This is a genomic window from Campylobacter sp. 107 (assembly GCF_002383835.1).
In the GTDB taxonomy this organism is placed as follows: Bacteria; Campylobacterota; Campylobacteria; order Campylobacterales; family Campylobacteraceae; genus Campylobacter_D; species Campylobacter_D jejuni.
The window spans coordinates 156,340-165,356 of record NZ_NXBA01000018.1 but is presented as its reverse complement, the minus strand read 5'-3'; the positions used below and the strand labels follow the sequence as shown (position 1 = coordinate 165,356).

Sequence of the window (9,017 nt, the reverse complement as noted above, 5' to 3'; positions counted from 1 at the left end):
AAACGATACTTATTTAAAAGCAAGAAAAGAACTTTATAAAAGTATTGATGAATTTAAAAAACTTGGCTTTAAAGATTTAGAAAATGCTTATCAAACTTATATGAATTCTTTGATTGTAAATAAAGAAATAAATAGTAAAGACGAAACAATAAATAAAAATAAAAACAAAGAAATAAATAAAAATTTAAATCAAGATGAAAATTCAAATCAAGAAAGTGATACAAAAGAAAATACAAATAGCACAAAAGAACAAGATTTTTATCTTTTATCTTCTCATTCTAAAAACCTAAACCATTTCATCTTAGAAAATAAAGACAAAAATAAAAAAATTATCTTTTTAAATAATGCTTCATCGATGTCAAATTTAATCCATATTTATGATAGTCATTGCGATATTTTTATTAAAAATGAATCTTTACTTGACATTAAAAGAATAGAAAAAGAATATGATATTAAATTTAAAGAATTTAGCACAAGAGTATTTTTTTATGAAAAACTTCTTTTAGGTGCAAAAGAAAATAATGAGTTTTCATTTGAAGATAAAGAAGAAAATTTGCTTTATTATTTTAAATACGATAAAGAGGATTTAAATTCTCTAGGGGATTTGAATATAAAATATAACAATCATAATGCAAAGATTAAAAATTATTCTTTATTAGAAGAAAGTTTAAATATTAAACTAGAACCCAAAGAGCTTAAAAAAGAAATTGCTTACAACAATACAAGTTTTAACAAAATTTCAAAAGAACACTTAAATGAATCCTCATTCAGTGCTAAAGAACCTTGCTTTATCTCTTTATATTTAAAAGATGAACACAATAAACCCATTGCTAATGCTAAAATCATTATCAAAGGTTTTAAACATGATGAAGCCTTAAGAGTAGTTAATCTAAAAAGACGCAGTGATGAAAAGGGTAAAATAAGATTTGATAAAGAAAAGTATTTTAGTGATTGTTATAGCTTTAAAGTAAAGCTTGATGAAAGCAAAGCTTATTTTCCTACTCCTTTACAAAATGCTACAAGGATATTTAATAATTATACCCATCACAAAGTTGGACTCATACTTAAATTTAAAGCAAAAGATCATTTAGTTTATGATGGATTTAATCTCTATCATTATAAAGGAAATGAATTAATTAATTCTTATATGGCAAGAAGTGGTACTGCTAAGGCAGACAATCAAAAAAGAAGTAAAAAGCAAATTGCAAATTATTTTTACCAAGATGAAAAAGATACAAGTAAAGGTAAAAAAGCTTATTTTTATTATGATGATGAAAGTATTAAAGATAGATTTGGCACTTTGCCTGAAGGAGAATATTATTTAAAGATTAATGAAATAGCTAAAGATACTAACCCTAGCTTTTTAAAAGATTATCCCTTTGAAATAGGAAAAACTTGGGGAAAATGTTGTGTAAGATTATATACCAATAAAGAATGTTCTAAAACTTTTAAAGAAGTAAAAATAAAAGAAAGTAATGAAAAAGAAAACAAAACAAGCAAAAAAGATAAAAAAGAGCAAAGCATAATAAAAGATAATCTATATCTTTATAGCATCAATGAAAAGGGAGAGTTTGGCAGTAGTGGTAGCATAGGTATGGCACAAGCACAGTTATTAGAGGATTTAAGTAAGCAAGCTAAGTTTGTGCGGAGTGAGGGGGAAAATATAATCTCACTCAAAGTGGCTTACCCTGAAAAAATAGATAATAAAATTATATTTGTAGGAAAAGTTTATGAATAAAACACTAATATTTCATGAAAATTCCCATATTGATTTAAATGCTTCTTTTGCACCAGGGACTTATATAGAATTGCAATTAGAAAAAGAAAGCGATGAAAAACTAAAATGGGCTTTTGTAGAATGTGAAAGCAAAGAAAAATTAAATTTATTATTACATGATTGCAATGGCTATATTGATGAAAAAAATCTTAAGGTATTATTTGAAAATGATGATTTGATTTATAATGAAAGCTATGAAGACAATATTTTATCCTTTTGCTTGCCTATAAATAGAAGCAACGAGCCTAAAGAAGACATACAAGATTATAAATACTACATAGTTTTATTTGCTTATAGTAGTGAAAAAACTATGCCTAATTTAGAAGATCATTACATCATCATAGATATGAGCTTTAGAGTGGGAGTTGGAGATGATGAGGATGTAGAAGAAAGTAAACTAAGGAATGATTTTAATAGTGATATAATTCAAACAAATTGTATTTTTAGTGTTTTTGAGGCTGTAGAGTTTTTAAAAGCTTGCCAAAGTTTTAAAGAAAAAGCAAAAGAAACAAATAATTATGAATTTTTTAAAAATTATCCCCAACTTGCAGGAAAAATTGCTTATATTTATTATAGATTTGATTTAGCTAATGAAAAATTTATTAAAAGTGTAAGTGATGGAGATAAGTATTTAAAAGAAAGAGAGAAATTTGTTAAAAAATTTATAGATGTTTATTCTGATGAGAAATTTTTTATCATACCAAGCTATAAAGCAAAATTTAGTGAATTTTCAAACAAAAGTGATGAGGAAAAAATTATGTTTTTTCAAGAATTTCTTGAAGATTTGGTAAAAGCTTTCGACATAGAACCACCAATTCCAACTATTTATAAAGAGTTTAAACAATACAATAACGGATCTTATAATAGTGTAGGAAAAAAAGCATTATATTTGAATTTAAAAAACAAAGAAGAACAGATATTATCAACTTTTTTTCACGAATTTAGACATTTTTATATTGATAAAAATAATTCTAAAGAAATAAAAAATCAACATACAGAAAGCATTTTTAAACTCATATATTCTAATGAATATTTTAAATTTGAAAATGTTGTTATGTTTTGGGCGTATGATAAAAAATGTATAATTAGTAATAATTATACAGATTGTGTCGGAGTTAAACCTTATAAATACAGTATATTTTCAGATAAACCTGCAATTTATTGGTTTTCTCCAAGTGAAAGAGATGCGAGAATAAGCACATTTTATTTTGAAAAATATAGGGGTTGATATGTTAGAAGTAGCCATAAAGAATATATTTAAACATAAAGATTTCTTACAAACCAGAAAAGAACCTTATGCTATTTATTTAGCCATAAATACAAACATAAAAAGTTATAATAATATTTGTCCTAGCGAGCAATATTTTTGGAAATTTAATGATATGAATGAGCTTGAATGCTATAATCCAAAATTTGGCATATATCTTGGTAAAATTGTTTTTGATAAAAAAGGCAACAAACTCATCCCAAAATACATACCCGCTAAATTTGAAAATTTAGAAGAAGAAGTTAAAAAGATAAAAAATCCCTTATGGCTTGCTAATAAAAATCCTAATTATATTAAACCTAAATTTTATGATGGTATGGATGGGGGTTATTATTTTGAAAGTCCAAATAATTTAGAGTATCAATGTAAAATAGAAAAAGACACTCAAATTTTAAGCCAAGAACAAATCATTTCCTATGTGAAAAAACTTTATAGTAAAAACACAATGATAATAAAAAATTATATTGATGCAATCAATAAAAACCATGGCATAAAACCTTTCGTATTTAGTGATGAAATTTATGATCAATTAGGAGAAGTTGGCATTCTTACAAAAGAACAAGCTAATAATTTTAAAGATAAAAGTTATATTAAAAAAAATCCAATATTGCTTGCTATGCTTGATTATTTAGCAAAACAAAATAAAAAAGATGAAGATTATTTAATCACTTTTGATGATGAGTATTTTTATGCTGATTTGGTTTGGAGTTTAAAAGATTTCTTATTAGAGCTTTCTTATGGTTTGTTTCAAGATGAAACCAAGCTTCTTTTTAATCCTGCAGCTTATATGGATGACACAAAAATAGATTATAAAAATTTAAACGAAGAAATAAATAAGCGTTATGAAAAAATATTGCTTGATATGGGATTTGAAGGAGAAAATGGTTATTTTAATGATTATTATGATTATGGCTTTGGCAATAATGGTATTTTTAAATTTAACATATATGATTATTTTGCTTATGATGAAATAGGAGTGCGCCCATATGTTTCTCCTAGAAGCCCTTTTGATAGCCCTAATTTTGTCTATTCTGATGGAAATTATCACGGAGATGCAAAGCTTATCCCTTCTGCTTTAGGAAAGTATTATTTTGAGCTTTCCTATCAGAAAGGAGTTTATATAGAACTTTTACGCCCTTATTATCCAAGCATAAAAGATTTACCAGAAGGTTGGGACAATAAAATGCTAGAAAAAGCTAATTTAAAATAAATATGAGCATCCATGAAAAAACCTTTTTACAAACTTAAAAGATTTTATATGCCCTGCGGTTTGCTTATAGCTTTGATTATTTTTATAAGCTTAGCTTATCATTTTTTACAACGACCCTTAGAGCTTATCTTTTGGGATAGATATGATATATCAAAATTATCTATTAATAACGAAGAGAAAAATTTTAAAACAATGAAAACTGTGATTACTCCTACTTTCGCTAACACTTAGAAGTAGGAGGTTCCTAACTAAAGCCAAGTATTCTTAGCTAGCTCGAAAGGCTTCTTGTTTATAGCTTACACCTAAATTTTCATATAAAATATTAAAACTTATACAAAAATCTTTCATAAATTGTTTCAGAAGTTAAAGAGTTTGTTTGGTAAATTATATTAAGGGTTTAAGCCGCAGGCTGACCCCCTACGGCTAAATTGTAAAACCCCTGAAAGGAGGTACATAAAACTCATTCTAGTGGTTATTATACTGCTTTGTTTATTTATAGTCAAGGCATATTAACCAAGCTCAATTTTTGGGGAAACTGGAGTGGGTTACCTGCGGTATCAAACAAACTTTTAACTAAGCCTATCTTCCTTTCTATTGAATTATTTTATTTTTTAATTTATATTTTTCTTGCTTATGCTAAAAGATAAGATTCAATCATAAATAAAATGTATTAAGAAGCTAAAGAATTTGTTTGGTATAATTATAAAAGGTAGATGCCAAAGGCGGCTACCTTTGGCATTAATGGCTGTGATTAAATCGTCCAATAAAATTATAGTAATTATTATACTATTATGTATAATAGTTGTCAAGTGTTATTAATACTTGATTTCCCCTTTTTAAAGGGGAGCTATAATTTCCCTTTGGCTTACCAAACAAACTTTTAACCAAGCCTATCTCCTTTCTATTGAATTTCTATATTTTAAAAATTTTATTTTTTAAAAAGTATATGTTAAAGTATATGTTATTTGTATTATTAATTTTTAAAGTATGTTATTTTAGGTATTTTCACTATAAATCACAGTCCTCTTGAGCGCACCATATTATTTACCTTCTTTAATTTTTCTTTTAGCTAATCCCATATGCTCGTAAGCATCAATTTCTTTTTTGTAAGATCCAGAAATTTTCTTAAGTTCTTTATTTAAGTAACTTACAGTTTGTGCACTTGCATTAATATTTGCAGCCAACGCAGAAATAAATTCTAGTTTCTTTTTTGTTGCTTCATCTAATTCTTTAGAAGTTTTTGAACCAAGTTTATGTGTCTGCACATAAAGTTTGGCAAGTTCTTTTAATTCAATATCTGTTAGCTTAACATCGGAAGCAGCAATTATCATTTTATCTAAGTCTGTATCAAATTTTTTAGTCTTTTCGGCTACATGCTGCTTTTGGCTAGTTTTTTGCTTTTTAATTGTTTTTTTGCCATCACTTGTAATAAGATAAGCAATCATGGCTAAAAACAATAAAAGCGCTAAAGCAGCACAAAAAATAACCAAAAAAATATGGCTCATTTAAAGTTTGCCCACAAAATTTCGCTTCCTTCTTGCAAAAAGAGCTAAAACCACCATCAACGCAAATCCCAAATAAACATAATCAGGAATTTGAGCCGCTTCACCTGCGGCGTAAGAATGAAGTCCTGTTAAAAAGTAATTTACTCCAAAATAAGTCATAATAATAACCCAATAAGCAAACATACTCCATAAAGCAAACACAAATTGATTACAATATTTTGGAATCATTCTAAGATGCAAAATTGCTGCATAAACCAAAATACTAACTAAAGCCCAAGTTTCCTTAGAATCCCAACTCCAATATCTCCCCCAACTTTCATTTGCCCAAATTGCTCCTAAAAAATTTCCTACAGTAAGCAAACAAAGTCCAAAAATCATTGCCATTTCATTAATTCTTGTAGCCTCTGTAATATTTCTCAAAATATTAAGATTATATTTTCCATCTTTCTTAAGAAAACACATTAAGAACAATGTAAAGATACCAAGTAAGGCACAAAGTCCTAAAAATCCATAACTAGCAGTAATAACAGATACATGAATACTAAGCCAATAAGAATTAAGCACAGGAACAAGATTTGTAATTTGCGGATTCATTTCGCTTAAATGTGCAACCATTAATACAACACCAGATAAAATAGAAGTTAATGACAAGGCTATAGGACTTTTTCTAGAGAAAAATATACCCGACAAAGACAATGCCCAAGCTATATACACCATACTTTCATAGCCATTACTCCATGGAGCATGACCTGATAAATAAGCACGAAGTCCAAGACCTACTGTATGAATTACAAAAGCTAAAACATTTAAAACATATACCACTTTAAATATAAAAGAGATTTTTAAATTCGGTACGACCATTTTAGAAAAAACAAGAATCAAAAGTAAAAAACCCGCAATTAAATATACAGGAGCGAGTTTAACGAAAATTTCAGCCTTATTAGAAAAAATTTCCATTTCAACCTTGGTTTTACTAGGCATGACTTTATATCCTATTTTTTCTTGATATTCTTTGATAAATTTCAAGCCTTCATCAGCTCTAGTCCAATTACCATCTTTAAAAGCATTTTCCACGGCACTAAAATAATTCTGTATTAAAGCCAAAACAATATGCCCTTCATCCCCCTTAAGAGTAGTTACAGCAGAAAAAGGTGCAAGCCAAACATTATTTGGGTTATTTTGAACAGGAATAAATTTAAATAATTCACCACTAAAAACTAAATTTACAATATTAGCTCTTTCATCTAGTTTTATAATTTCCTTATCAAAAACTCCTCTTGCATTTGGGTTTTTACGATTTGCATTTTCAATATATTTTTGAAGTTTATATCGGTTATTCTCATCAAAGAAATCTTTATAAGAAATATATTTAGCACTAGGAATTTCTAAAATATTTGCAATAGCATCACGAACTGCTTGATTTTGTGGCATTAAAATAAAAGGTTCCATTTGCCATTTATCTACATCAACGAGCATAGAAAGCATAACAGCATTAGAATTTTGACCCTTATAGCTATCACTTTGATGAATTTTTTCTAAAATTTCTCTTGATAGCGTATCAAAAGGTACCATTCTTCCATCTGCTGATTTTTGAACTATTAAAGTAGCAAGAGCTTTAGCATGATTAGTATTTACCATAGGTAAGGTCGAATTTAAATCTTGAGCAAAAGTCTTTTCAGAACCAAAAGATAACAATAAAATAAAAATAATCACACTTGTATGTTTTAAAGTGTCTTTATTAATCAATCTTGCCAAAGTTCTAAATCTAGAATGTGGATTTAAAAAATTCATAAACATTCCAAGACAAAGCAAAAAATAACCTATATAAGTTGGTATTTTGCCTGGATCTTTATTTACAGATAAAACAGTCCCTTTTTCATCTTGATCATAAGAACTTTGATAAAATCTATAGCCATCATAATCTAAAACATTATTCATAAAAATTCTATAATCAAAATTTTCATTATTATTTTTTACAGTAATTTCACTTGCATAAGACGCTGGAGACATAGAACCTGGATAACGATCTAATACAAAATCTCTTAAATAAATATCAAAAGGCAATTGTTCATAAGAAAGTGCCCAAGAAATAAAGAATTTTTGACCTGCAAGTTCTATCATAATAGGTTTATTATATTCAAAAATATAAAATTCTTTATTTTCATTTTTATAGCTTAATTCTAATTTCAAAGCATTAGAGCCAGTTAATTCTAAGTTTTTATTCTCATTACTTAAGGCAAAATCTTTAAAATGCAATAATAAAGAATTTTTCCAATTTTGAGGCTCGCCAAAAGTAGAAATCAACATAGTTCTACCCACTTCTAACCAAGCAGATTTAAACCATAACCAAAAACTTTCATCTTGAGGTCTATTGGAACCTTCTAAAGCTTCTTGCGCGTGCAAAGAAGCAACTTTAACTACAAAGCTGATATCATTAATTTCATAGAGTCTTCTTTCCTTAGCATTTGCCTTTTCTCCAATTTTAAGGTCTAAATTTTGTCCATCTAGCATACTTAGAAAATGTAAGTTTTCACTTGAACTTAAAGTTAAATTTTCATCAATTTTTACAAAAGGTGCTTTAACATTATCATTCATAAAAGCAAAGTTAACCCCTTCTATATTCTTAACTTCACCTTTTTCAAATTTAACATCAACGCCTTGAGATCCTTTTTGAGAAAGCATCAAAACCAATAAAGGATCAGAATTATTATTTTCTTTATAAGTATAATGAGCATTTAAGATTAAATCTTTATATTTTAATACAGCTTGATCATCACCTAAATTAAGTTTTAGTTTAAAAGAATTAGCAAAAGGCAAATTTCCTATATAACGATCATTAACCGCACTATAGCGTTCTCCATCTTTTATAGCAGAAATACGCAAAGAAGTCTTAGAACTTTCTATAAGTGAATTTTGAGTATGCTCTCTAATAGGTAAAATACCTTCAAAACCAGCATATCTTGTCATTGCAGAACCCACTAAAATAAATAAAAAAGAAATATGAAAAATCATTAAAGGCAATTTTTTAAGCCCAAACATTTTATAACGAAACATCCCGCATAGTAAATTAATACCAAGTAAAAGTTGTATATATTCAAACCAAAAAGTATCATAAACCATTGCCCAAGCCGTAGGAGTTCCATAAGCACTTTCAATAAAAGTTGCCAAAGCACAAAAAAGCGCAAAAAGCAAAAACAATGCAACCGAAACTCTTAAATCCCCTATGCTTTTTATTATATTTTTCATTCTTTTTCCTTT

At 27.5% G+C, this 9,017-nt stretch carries 6 protein-coding genes; 4 read left to right on the top strand and 2 right to left on the bottom strand.

All coding sequences use genetic code 11. The annotated features are described in order from the left end of the window. Positions 1-100: 100 nt before the first annotated feature. The 4 genes from BGS40_RS02395 to BGS40_RS02380 are packed head-to-tail and all read left to right on the top strand — an operon-like array spanning position 101 to position 4,485. Positions 101-1,738, top strand: coding sequence for a hypothetical protein (locus tag BGS40_RS02395; RefSeq protein ID WP_257841692.1), 1,638 nt, complete (start codon positions 101-103; stop codon positions 1,736-1,738). Continuing rightward, a complete protein-coding gene (locus BGS40_RS02390; protein ID WP_087704506.1) occupies positions 1,731-3,005 on the top strand; it encodes a hypothetical protein in 1,275 nt (424 codons plus the stop codon). The genes BGS40_RS02395 and BGS40_RS02390 overlap by 8 nt, the downstream gene beginning before the upstream one ends. Further along, positions 2,986-4,254 carry a hypothetical protein gene (locus BGS40_RS02385; RefSeq protein ID WP_087704505.1) on the top strand — a complete coding sequence of 423 codons (1,269 nt, stop codon included), beginning with the start codon at positions 2,986-2,988 and terminating at the stop codon, positions 4,252-4,254. The genes BGS40_RS02390 and BGS40_RS02385 overlap by 20 nt, the downstream gene beginning before the upstream one ends. A 12-nt stretch (positions 4,255-4,266) precedes the next feature. Next, on the top strand, positions 4,267-4,485 hold the full coding sequence (locus BGS40_RS02380) for a hypothetical protein (RefSeq protein WP_180753096.1): 219 nt from the start codon (positions 4,267-4,269) through the stop codon (positions 4,483-4,485). Positions 4,486-5,294: 809 nt separating this feature from the next. On the opposite strand, the gene BGS40_RS02375 is transcribed toward BGS40_RS02380, so the two are convergent. Both BGS40_RS02375 and ccsA read right to left on the bottom strand, forming a co-directional pair. Next, complete coding sequence (locus BGS40_RS02375; protein WP_079460096.1) at positions 5,295-5,744, bottom strand: hypothetical protein; 450 nt, start codon at positions 5,742-5,744, stop codon at positions 5,295-5,297. Positions 5,745-5,759: 15 nt separating this feature from the next. After that, positions 5,760-9,005 carry a cytochrome c biogenesis protein gene (gene ccsA, locus BGS40_RS02370; protein WP_096738326.1) on the bottom strand — a complete coding sequence of 1,082 codons (3,246 nt, stop codon included), beginning with the start codon at positions 9,003-9,005 and terminating at the stop codon, positions 5,760-5,762. Between the last annotated feature and the right edge of the window lie 12 nt (positions 9,006-9,017).